This is a genomic window from Streptomyces sp. NPDC048441, from assembly GCF_043200235.1.
In the GTDB taxonomy this organism is placed as follows: Bacteria; Actinomycetota; Actinomycetes; order Streptomycetales; family Streptomycetaceae; genus Streptomyces.
This window is the reverse complement of sequence record NZ_JBICXM010000002.1, coordinates 556,606-581,435: the sequence shown is the minus strand read 5'-3', so window position 1 is coordinate 581,435 and position 24,830 is coordinate 556,606. Positions and strand designations below refer to the sequence as shown.

At 70.8% G+C, this 24,830-nt stretch carries 18 protein-coding genes and 1 pseudogene; 16 read left to right on the top strand and 3 right to left on the bottom strand.

Annotation, left to right across the window (positions count from 1 at the left end; all coding sequences use genetic code 11):
• Positions 1–108: 108 nt before the first annotated feature.
• The 4 genes from ACGFSB_RS06905 to ACGFSB_RS06890 all read left to right on the top strand — a co-directional run bounded on the left by ACGFSB_RS06905 (position 109) and on the right by ACGFSB_RS06890 (position 6,233).
• Positions 109–558, top strand: coding sequence for a hypothetical protein (locus tag ACGFSB_RS06905; RefSeq protein WP_393395175.1), 450 nt, complete (start codon positions 109–111; stop codon positions 556–558).
• Positions 555–2,687, top strand: a complete 2,133-nt coding sequence (locus ACGFSB_RS06900; RefSeq protein ID WP_393395172.1) for a bifunctional polysaccharide deacetylase/glycosyltransferase family 2 protein — start codon at positions 555–557, stop codon at positions 2,685–2,687. The genes ACGFSB_RS06905 and ACGFSB_RS06900 overlap by 4 nt, the downstream gene beginning before the upstream one ends.
• Before the next feature lie 75 nt (positions 2,688–2,762).
• Positions 2,763–3,938, top strand: coding sequence for an LCP family protein (locus ACGFSB_RS06895; RefSeq protein WP_393395169.1), 1,176 nt, complete (start codon positions 2,763–2,765; stop codon positions 3,936–3,938).
• 138 nt (positions 3,939–4,076) lie between these two features.
• Complete coding sequence (locus ACGFSB_RS06890; RefSeq protein WP_393395167.1) at positions 4,077–6,233, top strand: ATP-binding protein; 2,157 nt, start codon at positions 4,077–4,079, stop codon at positions 6,231–6,233.
• On the opposite strand, the gene ACGFSB_RS06885 is transcribed toward ACGFSB_RS06890, so the two are convergent.
• Together ACGFSB_RS06885 and ACGFSB_RS06880 are read right to left on the bottom strand one after the other, a co-directional pair.
• Entirely contained in the window at positions 6,230–7,498 is a 1,269-nt protein-coding gene (locus ACGFSB_RS06885) for a hypothetical protein (RefSeq protein ID WP_393395164.1), read from the bottom strand. The two genes, ACGFSB_RS06890 and ACGFSB_RS06885, sit on opposite strands and share 4 nt — an antisense overlap.
• Positions 7,499–8,131: 633 nt before the next feature.
• Positions 8,132–8,734, bottom strand: coding sequence for a TetR/AcrR family transcriptional regulator (locus ACGFSB_RS06880; protein WP_393395161.1), 603 nt, complete (start codon positions 8,732–8,734; stop codon positions 8,132–8,134).
• 114 nt (positions 8,735–8,848) lie between these two features.
• Here ACGFSB_RS06880 and ACGFSB_RS06875 point away from each other — a divergent pair, with 114 nt between their 5' ends.
• From ACGFSB_RS06875 to ACGFSB_RS06820, 12 genes and pseudogenes are all read left to right on the top strand, one after another.
• Positions 8,849–10,324, top strand: a complete 1,476-nt coding sequence (locus ACGFSB_RS06875) for a purine-cytosine permease family protein (RefSeq protein WP_393395158.1) — start codon at positions 8,849–8,851, stop codon at positions 10,322–10,324.
• A complete protein-coding gene (locus tag ACGFSB_RS06870) occupies positions 10,321–11,802 on the top strand; it encodes an aldehyde dehydrogenase (RefSeq protein ID WP_393395155.1) in 1,482 nt (493 codons plus the stop codon). Before ACGFSB_RS06875 ends, ACGFSB_RS06870 begins: the two co-directional genes overlap by 4 nt.
• Positions 11,799–13,130 (top strand): ArgE/DapE family deacylase, encoded by a 1,332-nt coding sequence (locus tag ACGFSB_RS06865; RefSeq protein WP_393395153.1) that lies wholly within the window; start codon positions 11,799–11,801, stop codon positions 13,128–13,130. Before ACGFSB_RS06870 ends, ACGFSB_RS06865 begins: the two co-directional genes overlap by 4 nt.
• Positions 13,131–13,144: 14 nt before the next feature.
• Positions 13,145–14,506, top strand: coding sequence for an aspartate aminotransferase family protein (locus ACGFSB_RS06860; protein WP_393395150.1), 1,362 nt, complete (start codon positions 13,145–13,147; stop codon positions 14,504–14,506).
• 132 nt (positions 14,507–14,638) lie between these two features.
• A complete protein-coding gene (locus tag ACGFSB_RS06855) occupies positions 14,639–16,192 on the top strand; it encodes an APC family permease (RefSeq protein ID WP_393395147.1) in 1,554 nt (517 codons plus the stop codon).
• A gap of 59 nt (positions 16,193–16,251) precedes the next feature.
• A pseudogene (locus tag ACGFSB_RS06850) lies at positions 16,252–17,293 on the top strand (NAD(P)-dependent alcohol dehydrogenase).
• Between the two features lie 156 nt (positions 17,294–17,449).
• The gene (locus tag ACGFSB_RS06845) at positions 17,450–19,171 is read left to right on the top strand and encodes an NAD(P)-binding domain-containing protein (protein WP_393395144.1); all 1,722 of its coding nucleotides are present in this window, start codon (positions 17,450–17,452) and stop codon (positions 19,169–19,171) included.
• On the top strand, positions 19,168–19,842 hold the full coding sequence (locus tag ACGFSB_RS06840) for a DUF1028 domain-containing protein (RefSeq protein WP_393395141.1): 675 nt from the start codon (positions 19,168–19,170) through the stop codon (positions 19,840–19,842). Before ACGFSB_RS06845 ends, ACGFSB_RS06840 begins: the two co-directional genes overlap by 4 nt.
• A complete protein-coding gene (locus tag ACGFSB_RS06835; protein ID WP_393395138.1) occupies positions 19,842–20,987 on the top strand; it encodes a M20 family metallopeptidase in 1,146 nt (381 codons plus the stop codon). Before ACGFSB_RS06840 ends, ACGFSB_RS06835 begins: the two co-directional genes overlap by 1 nt.
• Before the next feature lie 106 nt (positions 20,988–21,093).
• Positions 21,094–21,330: a hypothetical protein gene (locus tag ACGFSB_RS06830; protein ID WP_393395135.1), complete on the top strand. Its 237-nt coding sequence runs from the start codon at positions 21,094–21,096 to the stop codon at positions 21,328–21,330.
• Between the two features lie 49 nt (positions 21,331–21,379).
• Complete coding sequence (locus tag ACGFSB_RS06825) at positions 21,380–22,807, top strand: MFS transporter (RefSeq protein ID WP_393395132.1); 1,428 nt, start codon at positions 21,380–21,382, stop codon at positions 22,805–22,807.
• A 41-nt stretch (positions 22,808–22,848) separates the two neighbouring features.
• A complete protein-coding gene (locus tag ACGFSB_RS06820; RefSeq protein ID WP_393395129.1) occupies positions 22,849–23,778 on the top strand; it encodes a LysR family transcriptional regulator in 930 nt (309 codons plus the stop codon).
• A 57-nt stretch (positions 23,779–23,835) separates the two neighbouring features.
• Here ACGFSB_RS06820 and ACGFSB_RS06815 read toward each other — a convergent pair whose 3' ends face one another.
• Positions 23,836–24,825: an endonuclease/exonuclease/phosphatase family protein gene (locus ACGFSB_RS06815; RefSeq protein WP_393395813.1), complete on the bottom strand. Its 990-nt coding sequence runs from the start codon at positions 24,823–24,825 to the stop codon at positions 23,836–23,838.
• Positions 24,826–24,830: the final 5 nt, after the last annotated feature.

Below are 24,830 nucleotides of genomic sequence, written 5' to 3'. Positions count from 1 at the left end.
AGTGCAGGGCATCCCCCACATAGCCAGCACACCGCACGGCGGGCGATTGTCGTCCGTACCCCTGCCCGCTCGGGCGCGCTCGGGCGCCGGGTGCGGCGAGGCGCTGTCATGACGAGGCAGCCGACCGCGCGCAGGGCACCGCTTCCGGGGCGGGACGTGACGCAGCACATGCCACACCGGGTGGCGGCGCCGCACGTGACCCCGGCGGCACGGCGTCCCGACCCCTCCGACCCTCAACTCCCCATCTTCATCGACCAGTCGGGCTGGCGCAGGCGGACCCTGCAAGGCCTGGCGCTGGCCGTGGGCTGCGTCTGCCTCGGGTACCTGCTGTTCGTCGGCCTGCTGGTCAGCGGCCTCCGGCAGCCCGTCGGCACGCACCCGCCGAGTACGAACGGACCGGCGTCCACCGGCTCGGACGCCGGCAAGTCGCTGCGCGGCACCGGCGAACCGGCCGGAGCCGAGGCCAACAGGCCACCTGCCAAGGCCCACGCGGACCGCGACAACCGCCGCCCGTCGGCCGGCAGATCCGTTCCGCCGGCCGGAGGCCCGGGGCAGTGAGCGGGCGCGCCGCTGTCCGCCGCCCGCCGCGTGGACACTGGCTCGTCCTCCTGCTCGTCCTCCTCGTGGTCACCGTCGCCCTCCTCTTCGAGGGCTGGACGACCCATCAGGTCGATGCCGCGCGCACCAAGCCGCCGTGCACCCGGCCGATCCCGCGCGAGGCGGACGACGGGAAGCCGATCCTCCGATTCGGCCCGAAGGGAGTCTCCACCGCGGCCATGCCGCCGAGGACCGCCGCGATCACCTTCGACGGCGGGTTCGACCCGGTGTGGACGCCGCGCCTGCTCGACCTGCTGCGCAGACACCACGCGCGGGCGACCTTCTTCATCTACGGGAAGGACGCCGCCGAGCACCCGAAGCTGATCCGGCGCATTCTGCGCGATGGGCACGAGATCGGCTCGTACACCTACAGCGGTGGCGACCTCGGTGTGGCGTCCCCGCTGCGCGCGCACCTCGAGCTGTCGCTCACCCAGAGCGCGTTCGCGGGCGCGGCCGGCATCAACACCACCCTGCTGCGGCTGCCGCACACCACGGCGGCGGACACGCTCTGCGGCCCCGAGTGGCCGGCCGCGCAGCGCGCGGCGGCGCAGGGATACCTGGTGGTCGCGTCGGACCGCAAGGACCGCAAGCCGTGGCGTGGGGTGGTGACGCAGCACAGTCAGACCGACCTCGGCTATCACGAGGCCCAGGACCTGCTGGAGGACCGCGGGGTGAAATGGTTCACCACCGTCAGCGGCGGCCTCGGCCGCCCTCCCTTCGTCGAACAGGCCCCGCTCGCCCAGGAGGTCAAGGGCGAGGGTCTCATCTGGTCGCAGCGGCTCGGGCACGCCTTCCTCACCGTGATGGTGTGGACGCTGACCCTCACGGGTGTGCTCGGCGTCCTGCGGATGCTCCTGTTCATGCTCTTCGCCCGGCTCCACGTGCGCAGGCTGCACCGGTACCGGCCCGGCGCACCACGGCTGCGCGAGGTGCGGGACCCGGTGACGGTCCTGGTGCCCGCGTACAACGAGGAGGCCGGTATCGCCTCCACCGTGTACTCGCTCCTCGCCTCCACCCATCCGCACTTCCAGATCATCGTGATCGACGACGGCTCGACCGATGCCACCGCCGACATCGCCGAGGAGATCGACGACTCACGGGTGACGGTGATCCGGCAGCCCAACGGCGGCAAGCCGAGCGCCCTCAACACCGGTCTGGCACACGCCAGGCACGACATCGTCGTCATGGTCGACGCGGACACCATCTTCGAACCCGAGGCGCTTGCCCGCCTCGTCCAGCCGCTCGCCCACCCGGCGGTCGGCGCGGTCAGCGGCAACACCAAGGTCGGCAACCGGCGCCACCTCCTGGGCAAATGGCAGCACCTGGAGTACGTACTCGGCTTCAACCTCGACCGGCGGATGTTCGAGGTCCTCGAGTGTATGCCGACGGTGCCGGGGGCGATCGGTGCCTTCCGCAGGGACGCGCTGATGGGCGTCGGCGGTGTCAGCGACGAGACCCTCGCCGAGGACACCGACCTCACGATGGCGCTCTGGCGGGCCGGCTGGCGCGTCGTCTACGAACAGTCGGCGGTCGCCTGGACCGAAGTGCCGAGCACCGTCCGGCAGTTGTGGCGTCAGCGCTACCGCTGGTGCTACGGCACCCTTCAGTCGATGTGGAAGCACCGGCAGGCGGTGACGGAGGTCGGCCCCGCAGGACGCTTCGGCCGCCGCGTGCTGCTCTACGTCACGCTGTTCCAGATCATCCTTCCGCTGTGTGCGCCGGTCGTGGACATGTTCGCCCTGTTCGGGGTGCTGTTCCGCGACCCTGTGGAAGCCGGCCTCGTCTGGTTCGGATTCCTCTCCATCCAGCTGGTCACCGCCGCGTACGCGCTGAAGCTCGACCGCGAACAGAAGCGCGTGCTGTGGGTGCTGCCGCTCCAGCAGTTCGTCTACCGGCAGTTGATGTACCTGGTGGTCATCCACTCCGTGGTCACGGCGCTGCTCGGCACCCGCCTGAAGTGGCACAGCATGAAGCGGACCGGCACGGCCGACCCGTATCTGCTCGAAGCGCAGCCGGAAACACGGCGGGAAGCGCCGTCCGAGGACCCGCTCGACGAGCCGCCCCCGCGGCGGAGTCTGTCGTCGCAGTGATCATCCAGAGGCCTGAGGGGGAACCGGCGAGCGTCCGCGCGAGTCGGACCTGGGACGTGACCAAGGGAGTCGACCATGAGAGACCCGCTTGACCAGCGGGCCGGACGCACCATATCCACGGGGGATCTGTGGCGCCCGGAGCCACGCGTCGATCCGGAGGTGTACGCCGACCCGGACCCCGGCTCCACCGCGCGTGAGCGGTTCGCCGAGCGCCCCAGCTCCCGCTACGGGCCCCGGCGCGCCCACGCCCGGCATCCGAAGAAGCGCAGGAGGCTGCGGCGGGTGGTGCTCGGGCTGCTTGCCGTCGTGATTGTCGCGGCGGGCGGCACGTACGGTTGGGCCGAGACGCGGCTCAACCGTGACGTCGACCTCGGCGCGTACGGGGACCGGCCGCCGCCAGGCAAGGGCACCAACTACCTCGTCGTGGGCTCGGACAGCCGCGACGGTCTCTCCGGGGACGACGTGAAGGACCTGCACGCGGGAGGGGGCGGCGGGCGGCGCACCGACTCGATGATGCTGGTGCACACCGGGGCCAACGGAACCAGCATGGTCAGCCTGCCGCGCGACTCCTGGACCGTCGTGCCAGGCCGCCTCGACACGATGACGGGCAAGGTCAAGCGGCCCGAGGGAGACAAACTCAACGCCTCCTTCGCCTATGGCGGCCCCGAACTCCTCGTGCACACCATCGAGAAGAACACCGGGCTGCGCATCGACCACTACGCGGAGATCGGCTTCGCCGGGTTCGTGAACATCGTCGATGCCATCGGCGGCGTACGGATGTGCCTCGATCGGGACATCAAGGACGAGAAGTCGGGTGCCGACCTGCGCAAGGGCTGTCACACCCTGAACGGCAAGCAGGCGCTCGCCTTCGTCCGCCAGCGGCACCAGGAGAAGGAGGGTGACCTGGGCCGGTCGAAGAACCAGCAGAAGTTCCTGTCGACCCTCGCCCACCAGGCCGCGAAGCCCGACACCCTCTTCGACCCGATGGAGATCGGCCCGGCCATGGAGGCCGGACTCGACACGCTCATCGTCGACAAGGGCATGAGCCTGCGCGACCTCAGCAAGATGTTCCGCGCCGTGCAGAGCGTGACATCAGGACACGGCAAGCAGATCAACGTGCCCGTGTCCGGTATCGGCGTCCCCACATCCAAGGGCAACGTACTGAAGTGGGACGCCAAGAGGTCGGCCAAACTCTTCGACGATCTACGGCACGACCGGCGGGTGACGGAGACGGGGAAGACGCGCCGCTAGGGCGCTAGCCACCTGGGCCGGTAGCCACATGAAGCCGCCCGCGAAGCGGAGTTGACGTGGTCTCAAATGTTTCCTCGGGTTCCGGTCGCGGCGGTACAGTCCGGCAAGGTCGGATCGGTGACCAGGGGAGGGGCCGACGTGCTGGAAGTTGTGGCGCTGAGCGCGCTGACCGCGTTTCTCACCGCGGCGGGCAACGGTGCCGCAGGGGAGATGGGCAAGCAACTGCTCCTGACGACCGGGGCATTGGCGAGAAGGACCATGGGGCGGGAGGCACCGCTGCCGACAGGACCCGAAGGATGGCAGTCACTGGCGGGCCAGGTGCACGCGCGTCTCGGCGATGACCCGCAGCGGGCGGGGGAGTGGGCGCTGCTCGTCCGCAGCCTCACGGAGCAGTCCATGGCACTGGTCCCGATCGGTGGACTGCCGCCCGCGTCAAGGGACTTCACCGACCGCCAGGGGGTGCTGAAGCGACTGAGGCGGGAGGCGACACGGCCCGCTGCCGGGCGGCCACGCGTCGCGCTGCTCCATGGGCCGCCCGGGATCGGCACCACGGCGGTGGTCCTGCGCTTCGGTGCCGAGCTCTACGCCCGCTTCCCCGACGGGCAGTTCTATGTCGACCTGCGTGACGCCTCGGGTGGACACGGCCTGGAACCCGCCGCTGTTCTGCTCCGCCTGCTGCGGAAGATGGGCGTCGCGCCGGAGCGGATGCCGCCCACCGCCTCGGGGCGCGAGGAGCTCTACCGGCAGCTGACCGCGGGCCGCAGGGCACTTGTGGTGGTCGACCACGCGTCGTCCGCCGCCCAGGTCCGCAACCTGATCCCGGCCACGCCCGATGTCTTCCTGCTGGTGGTCGTGTCCGGCCGGCCCTTCGCGTTGGAGGCCGAACGCGTCCCCGTCGCTCCCCTGACCGACCGGTACGCCGTACAGATGGTGAGGAAGGTGGCCGGACGGCAGGAGGTGGCGCGAGCCAAGGCCCGGCTTCCGCGGCTCCTCGCACACTGTGCGGGCAACGCTTTCGCACTGAGGACCGAGGCCATGGTCCTGCTGGCCGCGGAGGGCTCGGAGGACCCGGAGGCCGATGAGGCCGAAGCCGAGCGGCGGGCCGGGAGGCCGGGGTCGGGGAGCCATCCGGTACGCGATGCCGCCCAGCTCGCCTGCGACCGTCTCAGGCCGGAGACGGCGCGGCTCGTCCGGTTGACGGCGCTGGGCGGCTGGCCGTCCGTCGACGCCCGGCTCGCCGCCGCGGCGGCCGATGTCGCCCCCGAAGAGGCGGCTCGGATGCTCGGCGAGGCGGCGGACGTCCAACTCCTCGACCCCCTGCCCGACGAGCGCTACCGCTTCCGCCCCGAGGTACGGCGCTACCTGGCCGACACCGCGGGGCCGGAGCACGGCATCCCCGCATGTTCCGCCGCCGTGGAGCGCACGCTCGACGCCCTCCTGAACCGTGCCCTGCGCGCGGCCCATGCCGCCCTGCCGCAGAGCTGGCGCACCGAGCCCGCGCCGCCGGACGGGGACGGGGACGCGTACCGCGACGAGGCACAGGGCGTGGCCGTGCTGGCGGCGGAGGTGGGCAACCTGGTCCGAGCGGTCTCCGTGGCGGAGGAGTACCAGCACATCACGACGGCGTTGCGGCTCGCGCGGGCCCTGTGGCCACTTCAGTTGAAGGCGGGCTACTGGGACGAGGTGCTGCCCGCGCTGCGTGTCGCGGCCCGGTGCGGCGAGGAGCACCAACCGCGGTCGCGCACCGCGGCGGGGCTCTCCTTTCAACTGGCCCACTGTCTGGGCGAACTCGGGCGTGGGGACGAAGCCGAGCGTGCGGCTCATGCCGCCGTCGAGAGTGAGCGCGCGGCGGGTCACGTACGGGGTGAGGCGTCGTCCGTCGAGCTGCTGGGCCTCTTGAATCTCTACCGATGGCGGTACGAGGCCGCCTACGAAAGGTTCATCGAGGCTGAGCGCATCTACCGGCGGATCACTCCCGGCGAGGAAGGGGCGCAGGACGTGGCACGCGCCCTCGCACTCGCCGAGCGCCACCAAGGGCGTGCCCTGCGAGGCATGGGACGTCTGGCGGATGCGCGGCGCCTCCTGGAGTCCGCGACGGATTTCTTCAAGGAACAGGGCGAGAACTACAACCGGGCGCGCTCTCTCACGGACCTCGCCGAGACCCTTCACGACGCGGGCGAGAACGCCGAGGCGCTGACGAAGATCACCGAGGCGGAGGGCCTGCTCACCCCGGCGGCTGCTCCGCACCTGCGGTATCTCGCGGGGCTGCGGCTGCGCTGCGAAGAGGGCGGCTAGGGGCCTTGGTCCTCACAGGGCTCCACGGCCACCGGGTGCACGCCCCCGGCAGCGTGCACCCGGAGCGTGCTGCCTGCGGGCGGCACGCTGCCGCCGCCTGCCAGCCATGCGTACAGCGAAGAGGCGTACGCCGCCGGATCGGCATCCGCTCCTGGGCCCGCTGACAGCCGGAACAGACCGTGTTCCCGGCTGCGTACGGTGCAGTGGTCCGGGCCGCTGACGTACGCGGCGAGGGCGCAGAGTGGATGCCGGTCCAGGATCTCGGCCGTCCACACTCGCGGGCCGCCCAGCCGCGGGTCGTCCGGGGACCCCTCGCGCACGATCACGTCGGCCAGCTCCAAGGTGCCCGGATCCCGCGTGTCCTCGTGCACCGCGAGGTGCGTGTCACCGTCCGCGTCGTAGGGATGCTCGGTGGATCGCTCGATCACGATGTCCGTGTCGCGTACGCGGGTGAGCACGCGCAGCGGAGCCGTCCGCCGCGGCGGATCGTACGGAGGCAGGGGCAGCGGTTCAAGCAGGGCGGGAGCGGCGGGCTCGGGGAGGTCCAACAACCTGTAGAAGTGGCGCCGCAGAAGCGCTGCCGAGGCGCGCGGAGCCGAGGTGACGAACTCGGCGGGGTCGGCGGCCGGGCGGTGACCGGCGACCAGTTGCTCCACCTGAGCCCGCAACGGGCCGTACGGATCGAGCCGCGGCGCGTCCCGGACGAACGCGGCCAGCGGTGTCTCGGGGTCGAGCCGGTCCTGCCCGGTGGCCGCGAGGAGCACGGGGACGCCGAGCGCGGACGCGTAGTAGGAGACGGCACCGAAGTCGCCGAACACCGCATCGGCCGCCAGCAGGGCTTGCCGCCATGTGTGGGCGGGGTCGATCAGGGTCAGTCCGCTGCGGCGGGCCCGGTCCAGCCAGGCCCGGACCTGACCGGGGCCGTGTCCGTGCCAGATGTTGGGGTGCAGCACGACGGCAAGGCGATAGTCGTCGGCCGGCAACTCGGCAGTGAGCCGGGGGAGAAGACCAGGCAGGACGTCATGGCCGCCGCCTCCACCGGCGCCGCTGCCACCGTTGCCGAAGAACCCCTCCGGGTTCCAAGTGGAGTTCAGTACGACGAGCCGTTGGCCTCGTCGTACGCCCAAGGCCCGCCGGAAGCGGTCGCGGTACGGGCGCGCGGCGAGCATACGGTCGAAGCAGGGGTCGCCCGCGAGTACGGAGACGTCCTCCGCCTCCGGGCAGACACGGCGCAAGCGCTCCAGCTGTTCCGGATGTGACAACACGAGGCCGTCCATGAACGGTTTGCCGTCCACCAAGAGCCACTCGGGCGAAAGCCCGAAAGTCGGCTCCCGGCTCCCGGCTCCCGGCTCCCGGCTCCCGGCTCCCGGCTCCCGGCTCCCGGCTCCCGGCTCCCGGCTCCCGGCTCCCGGCTCCCGGCTCCGCCAGCTTCTTAGTGTATCCAACTCCATGCGAAATAATGGATAGTTTGCCTGAAATGCGCGATATGTGACCACCGAAGCTGGCGGAAACCGCGAGATCCACCGGCGTGGAGAGCGCCTGATCCCACGGCAGTACCGGGAGCCCCAACTCGGCGAAGAGCTCGTCGACTCCGCCCTGGAAGGCGGAGGATCCCGTTGAAGTGACGAGCAGTTGAACGCGGAAGTCGTCATGGAACAGCGAAAGCACATCCACCAGGCGACCGGCGGAGGTGGCGTTGTGGACGACGATCAGGACCCGCCGCTGAGTCTCGCGGCTGGTCCAGCGTCCGGACTCATGCCCTACCGGCACGCGTATCGGCAGGGGTTCGGCCCGCACTTGTGCCCCTCCTGAGCGTGAACGTGTGGTGTCGTCGCGCGATCACCTTGGCTATCGCGCGATCACCCTAGCCGCCGTAGATCCCTTGGGGCCCCGCGCCTTCACAGGTCCGCGCAGCCCGTCACCACCCGCGCGTACCCGAGGATCAGCCTGCGTGCTTCGTCCGGCGTGAGGCGCGTATTGCGGCTGACGATGTGCAGGCCGTATCCGTCCTCCAGCGCCACCAGGTTGCGGGCGAGGTCGGCGGGTGACTCGGTGAGCGTGAACGCCTTTGCCGCCGCGCCGATTTCGAGCACCGTCGTGTAGAGCGCGACCTCGCGTGCGAACAGCGACGCCATCAGTGCGGCATGTCCGACGCTGCGGTCCGCCCGCCGGTGCAGCTCGTACAGCAGGCTGTGCTGCGGGTCGGCCGCCCCGGTCGGCAGCCCGCCGCCGATCAGCGCGCGCAGCCGCTCGACGGGGTCGGCGACGCCGTCCGAATCGTCCTGGCGGGCGGCGAGATAGCGCTCGACGGCGCCCCGGTGCACCTCCAGGACCAGTTCGTCCATCTCCGGGTAGTAGTAGAGGACCGAGCCTGCCGACATCCCCGCCTCGGCCGCGATGTCCTTGATCCGCAGCCCTTCGAGCCCTCGTTCCGCTATCGCGCGTCCTGCCGCGTCGACGAGGGCTTCGCGGCGTGCCGTCTGGTTCTTCGGTCTCCCCATGGAGTCGATTCTCTGTCACGCGATTCAAATAAGGCAAGTTTCTGTGCCCAAGGCATTGACGGCCCCTTAAGCCATTGTTTGAATCCGTCATCAAAGAACGACGGAGGTGGCCAGATGGCCCGCAAGAGCACGGAACCAGCCCCAGGACCACTCCCAGGACCACTCCCGGAACCAGTCCTGGAACGGCGCACCATCGACGCCGTCCCCGCATCGGAACGGCACGGCCGGACCCGCGACCTCTTCACCATCTGGTTCTCCGCGAACCTGGGCCCGCTCACGGTCGTCACCGGCGCCCTCGCCCCCACCGCCTTCGGGCTCTCCTTCTGGTGGAGCCTCGCCGCCCTGCTCGTCGGACATCTCGGCGGCGGCTTCCTCATGGCGCTGCACTCGGCTCAAGGGCCGCAGCTCGGGGTGCCGCAAATGATCCAGAGCCGCGGCCAGTTCGGATCGGTCGGCGCGCTCGCCGTCGTCCTGGTCGTCATCGTCATGTACCAGGGCTTCTTCGCCTCCAACCTGGTCGTCGGCGCCCAGTCCCTGAACCAGGTGGCCCCCGCGGTCGGCCGCGACGAAGGCGTCGTTCTCGGCGCGCTCGTCAGCCTGGTCGTGGCCGTCGTCGGCTACCGGCTCATGCACCGCATCGGCGCGCTCACCAGCTGGGTCTTCGGCGCCGTACAACTCGCGGGCGCCGCCTGGCTGCTCTTCGGCGGCCTGCCCGACGGCTTCCTCGACCGCGGCGGCTTCAGCCTCGCCGGGTTCCTCGGCATGGTGTCGGTCGGCGCGCTCTGGCAGATCGCCTACGCCCCCTACGTCTCGGACTACTCGCGCTACATGCCCGCCGACAAGGCCGGAATCCGCTCCACCCTCTGGTGCACGTACGCGGGCTGCGTGCTCGGCAGCCTGCTCCCGATGGTCGTCGGCGCGGCCATCGGCCTGGCCGACGGGGGAGACCCGATCGCGGCGCAGGGCGACCTGCTCGGCTCTCCCCTCGGCCAGCTCACGCTGTGGAGCTTCGCGCTGGTCACGATGCTCACCAACTCGATGAACCTGTACGGCGCGGTGCTGTGCGCGGTCACCGCCGTGCAGACCTTCGCGCACCGGTGGCTGCCGCGCGCCACGGGCCGGGCCGTCATCGGCGGCGTACTCACCGCGCTGTCGGTGGTGCTCGCCCTCGCGCTCGCCGACTCCTTCATGACCAGCTATCTGAACCTGATCTACGTACTCCAGTACGTCCTGATCCCGTGGACCGCGATCAACCTCGTCGACTTCTATCTGGTCCGCCACGGCCAGTACGACGTGGCGTCGTTCTTCGCCGACGACGGCGGCATCTACGGCCGCTGGAACGTCACCGCCCTGGCCGTCTACGCCCTCGGGATCCTCGCCGAGATCCCGTTCATGGCCCAGTCCCTCTACACCGGGCCGCTCGCCCACGCCCTCGGCGACACCGACCTCGGCTGGATCGCCGGACTGGTCGTCACCGTCCCGGCGTACCTGCTCGCGGCCCGCCTGACCGCCCGTACCCGTAAATCCAAGGAAGAGGGAGAGGCACTCGCTACCTCCCCCGCCCCGACCTCCGGAGTCCCCGCCCCATGACCACGATGGACAGCTACGCCACCTGGCAGCAGCACGCCGCCGCCCTCGACCTCCGCACCCGCGCCTTCATCGACGGCCACTGGACCGACGCGGCGGACGGCGCCACCTTCGCCACCGTCAACCCCGCCACCGGCAAGACGACCGCGCGGGTCGCAGACGGCGGCGCGGCGGCGATCGACAGCGCGGTACGCGCCGCCCGCCGTGCCTTCGACGACGGCCGCTGGTCACGCACGGACCCCTCCGCACGCAAGCGCGTCCTGCTGCGCCTCGCCGAGCTCATCGAGGCGAACGCCCGCGAACTCGCGCTCCTCGACACCCTCGACATGGGCAAGCCGATCACCGAGTCGTACGGCACCGACGTGCCCGGCGCGGCAGGCTTCTTCGCCTGGTACGCGGAGGCCGCCGACAAGCTGTACGACGAGGTGGCGCCGACCCCGCCAGGAAACCTCGCGGTCGTCCGTCGTGCCCCGCTGGGTGTCGTGGGCGCGGTCGTGCCGTGGAACTTCCCGCTCGACCTGGCCACTTGGAAGCTCGCACCGGCGCTGGCCGCCGGAAACAGCGTCGTGCTCAAGCCCGCCGAGCAGTCCCCGCTGTCCGCTCTGCTCCTCGCGGAGCTCGCAGCCGAGGCGGGCCTGCCCGACGGCGTACTGAACGTCGTTCCGGGTCCTGGCGAGACGGCGGGGCGGGCGCTCGGGCTGCACGGGGACGTCGACGCGCTCGTCTTCACCGGCTCGACGGCCGTCGGGAAGCGATTCCTGTCGTACGCGGCGGAGTCGAACATGAAGCAGGTGTGGCTCGAAGCGGGCGGCAAGAGCCCCAACCTGGTCTTCGCGGACGCCGACCTGGACGCCGCCGCCGAACGCGCCGCGTGGGGCTTCCTCTACAACGCGGGCCAGGTCTGCTCCGCCAACACCCGCCTCCTGGTGGATGCTTCGATAGCCGACGAGTTCACCGCCCGGGTGGTCGAGCACGCGGCGGCGTACGTCCCCGGCGACCCGCTGGACCCGGCCACGCGTCTGGGCCCGCTCGTCGACGAGCAGCAGGTCACCCGCATCGTCGAGGCGGTCGCGGGCTCCGGCGGGCACATCGTCTGCGGCGGAACGCGGCCTGCCCGCGACGGCGCGTACCTCGACCCGACCGTCGTCACCGGCCTCGCGCCCGACGCGCCGCTGGCCCGCGAGGAGCTGTTCGGGCCGGTACTGACCGTGCTCCCGTTCGCCGACGAGACGCAGGCCATCCGTATCGCGAACGACTCGCCGTACGGTCTTGCCGCCTCCGTCTGGACCCGCGACCTCGCTCGCGCGCACCGCGTCGCCGACGCCTTGCAGGCAGGGATGGTCTCGGTCAACACGGTGGACGCGCTCAGCCCCGCGACGCCGTTCGGCGGCTTCAAGCAGTCGGGCTACGGGCGCGATCTGTCCCTGCACTCCTTCGACAAGTACACGGGCCTGAAGACGACTTGGATCGCTTACGCATGACCACCATCCCTCATGTACTGGCCGAGATCGACCGGCGTACGGACGACGTCGTCCGCCTCACCACCGACCTGGTGGCCTTCGACACGACTGTGCGCGGCGACGCGGCCGAACCCGCACGCGACGAGGCCGACCTCCAAGAGCAGCTGGCCGACCGCCTGCGCGCCGCGGGCGCCACCGTCGACGTCTTCACGCCCAGGCCAGGCGACCTGCCCGCATCCCCGCAGACGCCGCCGGGCCTCGGGTTCGACGGCCGCCCGCAGCTGATCGCCCGCTTCCCGGGCACGGGCGGCGGACGCTCGCTCCTCTTCAACGGCCACATCGACGTCGTGTCCGCCGAACCGAAGCGGGAATGGGCGAGTGACCCCTTCCGCGCGGAGGTGCGCGACGGACGGTTGTACGGGCGCGGCACCTGCGACATGAAGGGCGGCATCGCGGCGGCCGTCGTCGCCGCCGAGGCCCTCGCCGCGCTCGGCATCGAGCTGCCCGGAGACCTGCTGATCAACACGGCGACCGACGAGGAGTGGAACGGCGCGGGCACCCTCGCCTCCGTCGGCCACGGCGTACGCGCCGACGCGGCGGTCGTCCCCGAGCCGACCGACCTCGACGTGGTCGTCGCCCAGCGCGGCATCCTCGGCGGCACGGTCACGGTCGCGGGCCGCCCCGGACACGCGGAGTACCCGCCCGGCGACTGGCGTACGGGCGGCGCGGTCAACGCCATCGAGAAGACGATGCCGGTGCTCGCCGCCCTCCAGCGGCTGCGCGAACGCTGGGCGGCCGACCCGTCCCACGCCCACCCGCTCCTTCCTCCGCCGTCGATCGTCCCGACCACCATCAAGGGCGGGGAGTGGTGGGTGACGTACCCGGCGTCGTGCGAAGTCGCCCTGGACGTCACCTACTTGCCGGTGCAGGGCGACAGCGGCGGATGGGCGAGCCGGGTGCGCCGCGACATCGAGCAGGCGGTACGGGAGGCGTGCGCCGGTGACGGCTGGCTGACGGCCAACCCGCCCCGGTTCGCCTGGGACACCGAACTCCCGCCCGCGGAAGTTCCGTCCACGCACCCGCTGGTGCGGGCGTTGACCGCGTCCGCCACCGCACTCGGCCGCACGCCCCGGCTGCTCGGCGAACCGTCCTGGACGGACGCCGCGACGCTGACGCGCATCGGCGGCACCCCGGCCGTCTGCATCGGCCCCACGGCAACACGCCCCGACGGCTCCCCGACCCTCCACACCATCGACGAATACATCGAGATCAGCGACCTGGTGGCCACGGCCAAGGCGCTGGCGCTCGCAGCCGTCGACATGACGGCACCCGCGACCGCCGCCCCCTGAAAGGACGTACGACCATGAACAACCCGCTCACCCACGCACAACTCGCCGCCACCGACCGGGCGCACATCATCCACCCCTACCTGCCCGGCACCGCGGAGGAGCGCGTCATCATGACCGGCGGTTCAGGCTGCCGCCTCACGGACGCGGAGGGCCGCTCGTACCTCGACGCGACGGGCGGTCTCTGGCTGGCGCAGATCGGGCACGGCCGCGAGGAGATCGCGCAGGTCGCGTACGACCAGATGAAGCAGCTGGAGTACTTCACCAGCTTCTGGGAGTTCTCGAACGACCGCGCGATCGCGCTGGCGGCCCGCCTGGCCTCCCTCGCCCCCGAGGGCCTGAACCACGTCTACTTCACGTCGGGCGGCTCCGAGGGCAACGAGGCGGCCATCAAGATGGCCCGCTACTACCACCACCGGCGCGGCGAGTCCTCGCGCACCTGGATCCTGGCGCGCGACAAGGCGTACCACGGCATCGGCTACGGAGGCGGATCGGCCACCGGATTCCCCGTCTACCACGAGGGATTCGCCCCGATGATGCCGCACGTCTCGCACCTGACGCCGCCGTGGCCGTACCGCACCGAGCTGTACGGCGGCCAGGACCCCACCGACTTCCTCATCCGGGAACTGGAGGAGCGCATCGCGGAGATCGGCCCCGGCAACATCGCGGCCATGATGGGCGAGCCCATCATGGGCGTCGGCGGGATGCTGGTTCCGCCGGCCGACTACTGGCCCCGGGTCCGCGAAGTCCTCGACCGGCACGGCATTCTGCTGATCTTCGACGAGGTCGTGACGGCCTACGGGCGGGTGGGCGAGTGGTTCGCCGCCCAGCACTTCGGCGTGACGCCCGACATCATCACCACGGCGAAGGGCATCACCTCCGGCTACATCCCGCTGGGCGCGCTCCTGGTCGCCGATCACGTCGCCGAGGCGCTGCTCCTCGACCACGGCTTCCCGATGGGCTACACGTACAACGGCCATCCGGTCGCCGCCGCGGTGGCCCTGGCCAACCTGGACATCATCGAGCGGGAGGGGCTGCTGGGGCGGGCGGTGACGATGGGGGACTTCCTGCACCGTGAACTCGACGCCGCGCTGGGCGACTTGCCGATCGTCGGCGAGATCCGCTCGGTCGGGATGATGCTCGCGGTGGAGCTGGTCACGGACAGCGCATCGCGTACGCCCCTGCCGCTGGACCCCGCGCGGATGCCGCACGACGTGATCCGCCGCGAGACGGGCGTGATCGTCCGCGACTCGGCACACAGCCTGGTCCTTTCGCCCCCGCTGATCATGACGGAGGGCGAAGCGAAGGAAGCGGCGACGGCGCTGCGTTCGGTCCTTGAACGGACGCTCCCGACCGGCGAGATCCGCTCGGCCGGCTGACATTTCGAGCGGGTGGGCGGGGCTGCCGCGCGGGGGTTTCCCCTGCCCCCGGGCGGCGCGCCTCGCCCACCCCGCACCACCACCCCCACGCGTACGTACGTCCCCGTCCCCTCCCAGCCCCAAGGACCGACCGTGCCCGACAAGACGTCCCCCACCGAGTCCGAGCTCCGCACCCCGCACCTGCGCCGCAGCCTCCGCCGCTTCGACATCACGGCGATGGGCGTCGCCGCGGTCATCTCCTTCGACACCATCGGACAGATCGCGACCGGCGGTGGCGAGGCGGTCACCTGGACCGGCGCGATCGCGCTCCTCTTCCTCGTCCCGTACGCGCTCCTGTTCGCCGAGACCGGCGCCGCCTTCCCGCAGGAGGGCGGCCCGTACGTCTGGGTGAAGCGGGCCTTCGGCAGGCTCCCCGCCGCACTCACCACGCTCTTCTACTGGGTCACCAACCCCATCTGGCTCGGTGGCTCCCTCGTCTTCATCGCCGCCGAGACCTGGGACGGCTTCGTCCTGCCACTCGGCCAAGGCACACTCGCCGACTACACCTTCAAGCTCCTCTTCATCTGGATCGCGATCCTGACAGCCGTCGTCTCACTGCGCCGCGGCAAGTGGATCACCACAGCGGGCGCGGCGGTGAAGGTCCTCGCGCTCACGGTCTTCACCGGTACAGCCCTCGCGTACGGTGTGGCGCACGGCTTCCGCGGCCTCGACTCCGCCTCCTTCCCGCCCACTACCGCCGGTTTCCTCACCCTGGTCCCCGTCCTGCTCTTCGCGTATGTCGGCTTCGAAGCGCCCAACGCCGCGGGCGAGGAGATGCACGACCCGCAGCACGACGTGCCCGCCGCGCTCGGCCGCTCGGCGGCGATCGCCACCGCCTGCTACCTCCTGCCGGTCTTCGCGATCCTCGCCGTCGTGCCGGCAGGCCAGGTCACCGGCATCGGCGGCTTCATGGAGGGCGCCCGGATGGTCTTCGACATCTACGGACCGGCGAGCGGCGGGGCCCTCACCACCGTCGCCGTGATGTTCGTCTTCGCGCTGCTCACGCAGGGCAGCGCGTGGATGATCGTCAGCGACCGGATGCAGGCGATGGCCGCGGCGGACGGCGGGTTCTTCAGCCGGTCGCTCGGCGCGTTCCACCCCCGCCTCGGCACCCCGGTCCGCACGAACCTGCTCTCCGGGGTCATAGCGACGCTCTTCATGCTGGCCGCGATGCGGCTGGCGGCGGGGGACGCGGCGGCGGTCTTCGGTGTGGTCCTCACGGTCGCCGTGACGACCCTGCTGCTGTCCTATCTGGCGATCGTGCCGGCCCTTGTGGTGCTGCGGTTGCGCCACGCGCAGGTGCCGCGTCCGTACCGGGTTCCCTTCGGGACACCGGGGTTCATGGTCTGCGCGGGGCTCGTCTACGTCTGGATCCTGGTCGGCTCGTGGGCGGCGCTCTTCCCGGGGACGCTGGAGACCGTGCTCTCCATCCCGTACGACTTCCAGGAGGTCTGGGGTGTCTCGCGACTGTCGTTCGAGGTCTTCACCCTGGGCACGGTGGGCGCGCTCCTGGTGATCGGCACGGTGGGCCACACGGTGGCGGCCCGCACCCGCCACACCACTGTCACTGCCACCGCCGCCGAGCAGGAGACGGCGCTCCTGGTCGACACGCCGGACACCGGCAGTCCGGACCGCCAGGTTCAGTGACGTACGTGCAGACTGTGGCAGATCCCCATACAAGGGACGAGTACCACAAGGAGTACGTCATGAAGGCCGTCCAGTACCGAACCGTCGGCGCCGCTCCCGAGGTTGTGGACCTCCCCGTCCCGGAGCCCGGCCCCGGGCAGGTGCTGCTCAAAGGTGACCGCTGCCGGCGTGTGCCATTCGGACATCGCCGTGATGAGTCAGGCCGCCGACCAACTCGGTTTCCCCCTGCCGCTCACCCTCGGGCACGAGGGTGCCGGAACGGTCGAAGCCCTCGGCGGCGGCGTCGGCGGACTGACCATCGGGGACCCGGTCGCCGTGTACGGCCCCTGGGGCTGCGGAACCTGCCACAACTGCGCCCAGGGCAAGGAGAATTACTGCCTGCGCGCCGCGGAACTCGGCATCCGCCCGCCGGGCCTGGGGGCTCCTGGCGCCCTCGCCGAGTACATGATCGTCGACGACCCGCGGCACCTGGTGCCCCTGGACGGCCTCGATCCCGTCAGCGCGGTGCCGCTCACCGACGCCGGTCTGACGCCCTATCACGCCATCAAGACCGCACTGCCCAAGCTCACGCCCGGCAGCACCGCCGTGGTCATCGGCACGGGAGGTCTCGGTCACATCGCCATCCAGCTGCTGCGTGCGCTGACTCCCGCCCAGGTGATCGCCCTGGACGTGGCCGAGGACAAACTGCAGCTGGCGCGGGAAGTCGGAGCGCACGAGGCGCTGCTGTCCACCGCGGACGCGCCCGTCAAGATCCGCCGGTCCACCGGAGGCCGGGGCGCGGAGGCCGTCTTCGACTTCGTGGGTGCCTCGCCGACCGTGGCCATCGCGACGGCCTGCGCCGCCATGGAGAGCGACATCATCATCGTCGGAATCGGCGGCGGCAGCGCACTCGTCGGCTTCGGAGTCACCCCCTACGACGCCGCGGTGCGGGCCCCGTACTGGGGCACAAGGGCCGAACTGATCGAGGTTCTCGACCTGGCGCGGGCCGGTGCCATCGACGTGCACGTCGAGACCTACGCGATCGACGAAGCGCCCAAGGCGTACGAACGCCTCCGCGAAGGCAAGATCAACGGGCGGGCCGTGATCCTCCCGCACAGCTGAATCAATCTGAATCAATAAATCAGATCGGCTGCAACTAAAACATCTGTTGGACAGTACTTCGGGGGCACTCCAGGATTTCTCCTGCGGTAGCACGGTCGGCGCGACACCGGGATCCATGCGCCACCGGGTTGGACTACCGCAGGAGCGGAGGCTGAAGTGCCTAGTGAAGAGACTGAAGTAGTCGTCGTCGGGGCGGGCCAGGCAGGTGTGGCCATGAGCGAGCACCTGGGCGCCCATGGTGTACCGCACGTCGTTCTGGAGCGGCACCGGATAGCCGAGCGGTGGCGCTCGGAGCGGTGGGATTCCCTGGTCGCCAACGGGCCCGCCTGGCACGACCGGTTCCCGGGGCTCGAGTTCTCCGAGGTCGACGCCGCTGCCTTCGCCTCGAAGGAGCAGGTCGCGGAGTACTTCACCACGTACGCCGAGAAGATCGGCGCCCCGGTGCGGTGCGGTGTCGAGGTGACCTCGGTGCGCAAGCACGCGGGCAGGACCGGCTTCCGGGTCGAGACGTCGGAAGGTTCCATCGACGCGCGCTTCGTCGTCGCGGCTACCGGACCGTTCCAGCGGCCCGTGATCCCGCCCATCGTCCCGGACGGGGCCGTCCCCGTGCAGATCCACTCCAGCGGGTACCGCAATCCGGGGCAACTGCCCGAGGGCGCCGTCCTCGTGGTCGGGGCCGGTTCCTCCGGGGTCCAGATCGCCGACGAGCTGCGCCGGTCGGGACGCCAGGTCTTCCTCTCCGTCGGTCCGCACGACCGGCCGCCCCGCGAGTACCGCGAACGTGACTTCTGCTGGTGGCTCGGTGTGCTCGGGCGCTGGGACGCGGAGACGCCTCCTGAGGGCGCCGAACACGTCACCATCGCGGTCAGCGGCGCCCGCGGCGGCCACACCGTGGACTTCCGTGCCCTGGCCGCCGACGGCATCGAGCTCGTCGGCATGACCGGGTCCTACGACGACGGCGTACTGCGCTTCGCGCCGGACCTCGCCACGAACATCGCGCTGGGCGACGCCAAGTACCTCGAACTCCTCCAGGCTGCCGACGAGTACGTCGAACGCAACGGGCTCGACTTTCCCGAAGAGCCGCAGGCCCACGTCCTCGGCCCGGACCCGGAATGCGTGACCGACCCCCGTCTCGAGCTCGACCTGGCCGGAGCCGGCGTCACCTCGATCGTCTGGGCGACGGGCTTCGCCGCCGACTACAGCTGGCTCGAGGCCGACACGTTCGACGAGAAGGGCCGACCGGAGCAGCGCCGAGGCGTGTCCCGCGAACCCGGCGTGTACTTCCTGGGCCTGCCCTGGCTGTCCCGCCGCGGGTCGAGCTTCATCTGGGGCGTCTGGCACGACGCCAGGTACATCGCCGACCACATCACCACCCGGCGTGGCTACCTCGCGTACGGCCGCACGGACCAGGTCGACGCGGCGCAGGCCGACGCGGCACAGACCCCGTTCGTCGCCGGCGGGCACACCCGGATCCGGCCGTTCAACACCCGCGACACCTATCCCGAGCAGAGCCTCTACAACGACCTCTGCCAGGCCGTCGTGGCCGGTGACACTGTCTATGTCCGCGGCCAGATCGGCCAGGATCTCGACACCAGCGAGTCGGTCGGTGTCGGTGACGCCGAGGCCCAGGCCGAGCAGGCGATGGCCAACATCAAGATGCTGCTCGAAGAGGCGGGCAGCCGCATGGAGCATCTGGTCAAGCTGACGATCTATCTGATCGACCCGCGCTACCGCGAGGCCGTGTACCGAACGGTGGGCCGCTGGACCAAGGGCGTGCACCCCATCTCCACCGGCCTCGTGGTGTCGGCTCTCGCCCGCCCCGAGTGGCTGTGCGAGATCGACGCGATCGCCGTGATCCCCAAGGAGGAGCAGGCATGACGTTCTCCCTGGTGGTACGCGATGGTGAGCGGTTCGGCATCGCGGTCAGCTCGTCGAGTCCGGCGGTCGCGGCCCGCGTCGTCCATCTGCGGCCCGGCGTCGGCGCGGCGGCTTCACAGAACGTCACCGACCCCACGCTCGGCACGAGTCTGCTGGCCGGACTCGCGGAACACGGTGACGCGGGGCGCGCACTGGCCGATGTCACCGGTGCGGCGCGGAACGCGAAGACCATCGAGCACCGGCAGCTCACGGTCCTCGGCCGCTCAGGCCCCGGATTCGCCTACAGCGGCTCGGGGACGCTGGGCACGCACGCGTCGGCCACCGCTGACGGTGCGGTCGCGGCGGGCAACATGCTGGCCGGTGAGCACATCCCGCAGGTACTTCTCGACGCCTTCGCCCAGGCCACCGGCGAGCTGGAGGAGCGTCTGACCGCCGCCATGCGCGCGGCCGTTGCCGCGGGTGGCGAGGCGGGACCGGTGCGCTCCGCGGGCCTTGCCGTCGTCGCGGACGTGGGCTGGCGGGTGACCGACCTGCGGGTGGACTGGGCCGACGACCCTGTCGACCGCCTCGCGGAGCTGGTCGGACTCTGGCTGCCGCAGCGCGACGACTACGTACGACGCGGACTCGACCCCGCTGCCGCGCCCTCGTACGGCGTACCGGGTGATCTGTGATGGGCACGCTGCGAGAGGCCGCGCGGAGTGAGATCGACCGGCACGCCGACGAGTTGATCGCCCTCTCCGAGCGCCTGCACGCCGATCCGGAGACGGCCTGGGAGGAGCACCGCGCCGCCGCCGTGGTGCCGGAACTCCTGGACCGCGCCGGCTTCGACGTCACCTCTTCCTACCTGGGTCTGGACACGGCGTTCTCGGCGACGTTCGGCAGCGGTCCGACGCGGATCGCGCTGTGCGCCGAGTACGACGCGCTGCCCGGTCTCGGCCACGCCTGCGGGCACAACCTCATCGCTGCGACCTCCGTCGGGGCCGCGCTCGGACTTGCCGCCGTCGCCGACGAGGCGGGCCTCACCGTGGAGGTCTACGGCACACCCGCCGAGGAGGGCGGCGGCGGCAAGATCGAGATGCTCGATCGCGGAGCTTTCGCCGGAGTGGACCTCGCCATGATGGTCCACCCGGCGCCGGTCGACGTCGCCGAGGCCCGCCCGTTCGCGGTCAGCCACTCCAAGATCTCGTACACGGGGAAGTCCGCTCATGCCGCCGCCTACCCGGAAGCCGGGATCAACGCGGCCGACGCCTTCACCGTGGCCCAGGTCGCCATCGGCCTGCTCCGCCAGCAGCTGCCTGCCTCGGCCCGGGTGCACGGCGTGGTGACCCATGCCGGGAGCGCCCCGAACGCCATTCCCGAGCGGGCGAGCGGACGTTGGTACGTACGGGCCGAGACCCTGGCCGAGCTCGCCGAGCTCGAGCCACGTGTCATGAGGGCCTTCGAGGCGGGGGCCCTGGCGACCGGCTCCACGCTGGAGATCGAGCCGGAGAGCAGGCCGTACGCGGAGTTCCGCACCGACGAGACGGCACTCGGCAACTACCGCCGCAACGCCGTCGCGCTGGGCCGCGAATTCGCGCCGCCCGGTCAGGCCGCCCGGATGAACCGCGCCTCCACCGACATGGGCAACGTCTCCCAGGTGGTTCCGGCCATCCACCCCTACATAGGGATCGGCTCGCTGCCCGCCACCAACCACCAGCACGAGTTCGCTGCGTTCTGCGTGGGCGGCCAGGCACAACGGGCGCTGCTGGACGGGGCGGTCGCGCTGGCCTGGACCGGTATCGACCGGGCTGTGCCAGGCGGGGGAGCACCGCAATGACGGGGGCGATGGCGATCGGCGCGGCCCCCTCGACCCCCGACGAACCGGAGGACACCGATGTCCCTGACTCCTCACCGCAGGCATCGGAGTCCTCACCGAGCACTGCGTGCGGGGCATCACCGCCAACCGGCACCGACTCGCGGAGATCGTCGCCGGTTCCACCGGCCTGGTCACCGCGCTCAGTCCCACCATCGGTTACGAGACGGCCTGCGCCATCGCGCTGGAGGCTCACCACACGGGCAGGCCCGCCCTTGACCTGATACGTGAGCGCGACCTGCTGACCGAGGCGGAACTGACCGTGCTCATCAGCCCGGCCTCCCTGACCGGCCTGCCCGCACTCTGACGGCAGGCGCCGACCGCTCCCCCCCCCGCACCACAAAGGAGGCCCGCGTATGTCCACCCACAACACCGGCGCCACGACGCCCGAGGCCGAGGTGGCCACCGACGTGGTCGCATTGCGCACAAGCGTTGCCGCGGGCGCCATCGGCGTGTTCGTGCACTGGTTCGACTGGGCTGCCTACGCCTATCTCGCCGGCACCGTCGCGACCGTGTTCTTCCCCTCCGACGACAGCACCACCGGACTGCTCGCCGTGTTCGGCGTGTTCGCGGTGTCGTTCGGTATCCGGCCGATCGGAGCCATGGTCTTCGGGCCGCTCGGCGACAAGATCGGCCGCAAGCGGACGCTGTCACTGGTCATCTTCATGATGTCGGGTGCGACCCTCGCGATCGGCCTGCTCCCCGGCTACGACACGATCGGCATCGCCGCTCCCCTGCTCCTGCTGGTGCTGCGCCTGATACAGGGCTTCGCCGCGGGCGGCGAGTTCGGCAGCGCGGCCAGCTTCCTGGCCGAGAGCGCCCCCCGGCGCCGTCGCGGATTCGGGGTCAGCTGGCTGGAGGTCGGCTCCCTGCTGGGCTTCCTCGCGGGCTCGTTCGTCTTCCTGCTGCTTTCGGCGGGCCTCGACGAGAACCAGCTGACCTCCTGGGGCTGGCGCATCCCCTTCCTCATCGCCGCGCCGCTGGGCATCATCGGCTTCATCATCCGCAACAAGATCGAGGACACCCCCGAGTACCGGTCGCTCGAAGCCAACGACACCGTCCCCCGCAGCCCCGTACGCGAACTGCTCCGCTCGGAGAAGCGCCAGCTGCTCCAGGCGGCGGGCCTGATGACCGCCATGCACGTGCCCTTCTACACCGTGCTGACGTACCTGGTCACCTACCAGACCGACCAGTTGGGGCAGTCGGCCGACAGCGCCGCCCTGCTGACCACCGTGATCTCACTGCTCGGCCTCGTGCTCGTCCCGGTGTTCGGCCACCTGTCCGACCGCGTCGGACGCAAGCCGGTCTTCGTCGGGGCGACAGCGGCCCTCCTGGTGGGCTCCGCCCCTGCCTTCCTCCTCATGCGGACCGGTCCTGCCGGGACCTGGATCGCGGGTCTGCTGCTCGGCGTCGTACTGGCGGCGATCCTCGGCACCTACGCGGTGTGGTCGGCGGAGATCTTCCCCACCCGCACCCGCCAGAGCGGCCTGTCCATCGCCTACAACATCACCGCCGCCCTCTTCGCGGGCACGGTGCCGTACGTGATGACCGTGCTGATCTCCGCGACCGGCAGCACCCTGCTGCCCGGCTTCTACCTGATGGTGTTCGCCGCCGTCGGGCTCGTCGCCGCTCTGACCCTCCGGGAAACCGTCGGTTCTTCCCTGCTGCGTCCGGAGGACATGTCCGAGGATGTGACCTCGGATGTGACCGAGGACGTGACCGAGGACGTGATCGAGGACGTCCCCGATCACACGCTGGACACCGCGACACCGACATCGGCATAAGGTCGAGGGCGGACACGGACCGCAAGGCGCAGGGATCACGCATGACGTCACCGGTGGGTTTCACCCTCGTACAGCTCCGCTACTTCCTCGTCGCGGCGGAGCGCGGTTCCATGACGGCGGCGTCGGCCGAGCTCAACATCGCGCAGTCCGCGGTGTCCACCGCCATCCACAATCTTGAACACGACCTGCGGGTACAGCTGTTCATCCGCCGCAGGGGCCGGGGGCTGATCCTGACACCGGCGGGGGAGCGGCTCCAGCACCAGGCCCGCGAGCTCCTCGCCCGTGCGCGCGAAGTCGAAGGGGAGGCCCGCGGCAGCGGGGAGACACTGTCGGGTCCCGTGACCGTCGGATGCTTCGTCACACTCGCGCCGTTCTACCTCCCCGCCCTGTTCAGCGAATCCACCAGCCGATACCCGGCCATAGAGATCGACGTGGTGGAGGCGGAGGCCGAACAACTCCTCCAGGCACTGCACGCGGGACGCATCGACTTCGCCCTCACCTACGACCTCGGCCTGTCCGCGGATCCGGGAACGCACGGGGAGACCATCGCCCGCTTCCCGGCCTACGCCATCGTCCACGCCGGTCACCCCCTGGCCGGCCGCGGCACGGTGGAGCTGGCCGAACTGACCGCCGAACCCCTGGTCCTGCTCGACCTCCCCTACACGCGCGACTACTTCCGCGCGCTCGTGGCGGACAGCGGCACCGCACCCGACGTGCGCTACCGCACCCAGAGCTACGAGACCGTCCGCTCCATGGTGGCCAACGGACTCGGCTACTCGGTGCTGAACCAGCGTCCGGCCACCGGACAGACCTACGGCGGCGGCGAGGTCGTGGAGCTGGAACTCAGGGACGGACGTACGCCACTGGAACTGAAACTGGCCACGGTGCAGGGCGTGACACAGACCCCCCGAGCCCGAGCCGTCATGGAACTGCTGCGCGAGATCGCCACCAGACGCAGCCCGGCGACCTGAAGCGGCCCGGCGACCTGAAGCAGGCCGCCAGGCCGAACGGAACGGGTCGCGCGACGTTCACCAGCTGATCCCGGCTGCCACCGGCAGATGGTCGCTGCCGGTGGCCGAAAGGACCCGCGAGCTCTTCGGCTCCACACCGCGGACCAGGATCTGGTCGATCCGCACCATCGGGAACTTCGCCGGCCAGCTGAAGCCGAAGCCGTCGCCCGCCGTGTCCTGGACCGAGCGCAGCCGTGCGGTGAGGCCGTCGAACGCACGGTCGTCCGTGGTGCCGTTCAGATCGCCGAGCAGCACCACCCGCTCGTTCCGCTCGGCGGCGACGGCCTCGCCGAGCGCCTGCGCGCCTCTGTCCCGCGAGCCCGTCCAGAAGCCCGACCTGGGATTCACGCGTACGGACCCCAGGTGGGCCACGTACACGGCGAGGCGCCCGTGGTCCGTGGCCACCGTGGCGCGCAGTGCCCGGTTGTAGGGCAGCTTGACCTCGGCCGACTTGGCGTCTCCCAGTGGCCCGACGTCCTGCTTGATGTCTACCGGCTCGGTGTCGGACAGCGGCAGCTTGCTCCACAGCCCGACCGTGCCCTGGACCGTGCGGTACGGGTACGCCTTCGCAAGACCCTTCTCGTACGCACTCCGAGCCTCGGGGGCCAGCTCCTCCAGGGCCAGCAGGTCCGCGTCGGAGGCGGCAAGGTCGCGTGCGGTGCCTGCCGGGTCGGGGTTGTCGGCGCCAACGTTGTGGCTGACCACGGTGAGGTCACCGGCCGATGGGGACATGCCGCCCAGCAGCCCGCCCAGCAGCCCGCCGAAGAGGCTCAGCCACACGGCGACCGGTAGCAGCAGCGCGGCCACCGCGGAGGGGGAGCGGCGCCACAGCGCCCAGGCGAGCAGCACCGGGATGAACAGGCCGAACCACGGCAGGAAGGTTTCCACCAGGCTGCCGATGCCCCCGGTCCGGTTCGGGATCTTCGTGTGCAGCAGCATGAGCAGGCCCAGCATCAGCGCGAGCACCGCGAGCACCGGGCCGCGCTTCCACGGCTCCGCCGTGTTCATCCACG